Below are 505 nucleotides of genomic sequence, written 5' to 3' on the forward strand. Positions count from 1 at the left end.
GCAGCGCTGGACCGACCAGATCGCCAAGCGCCCGGCGGTGCAGCGCGGTCTGGCGATCCCGGCGCGGGGGTAGTCAGGCCGACGGCGCGTCCGAAAAGCCTTCATACCACACAGCAATTGCGTTGTTGTGGGCGAGCCACGGCGCGGGTGCGGTCTCCTGGACCGCGTCCCCGTGCTGGTGCCATCCGCCGAGCGAGCAGTGAATGATCGCCTTCACCCGCGCGATGCCATGCTGGGTCGTATCCAGCGCGGTGACGATGCCGATATGGCCATCATGCGTCCGGCCATCGGTGCCGGTATAATCTGGGTAGACCAGGAAGCTGCCGACAACCGGCTCCGGCAAGGCGCGAAAATAGCCGGTTGAGGATAGACCATCGGCGTGGATCGCGGTGGTCTCGAACCAGCCGCCATTGATCTTCTTGTACAACGGGTGGTTGACGATGCGCGATTGCGGCGGAACCGACGGGAAGCGGATGCTCCAATAGACAAAGCCGCTGCAATCGAG

General features: G+C 64.4%; 1 protein-coding gene. It reads right to left on the minus strand.

From position 1 onward, the window contains the following. Positions 1-73: 73 nt before the first annotated feature. Positions 74-505 (minus strand): hypothetical protein (locus tag AACY52_RS30225; protein WP_339561365.1); only part of this gene is annotated, 432 nt, incomplete at its 5' end.

Source organism: Pseudomonas sp. EA_65y_Pfl1_P113, assembly GCF_963970525.1.
Classification (GTDB): Bacteria; Pseudomonadota; Gammaproteobacteria; order Pseudomonadales; family Pseudomonadaceae; genus Aquipseudomonas; species Aquipseudomonas tritici.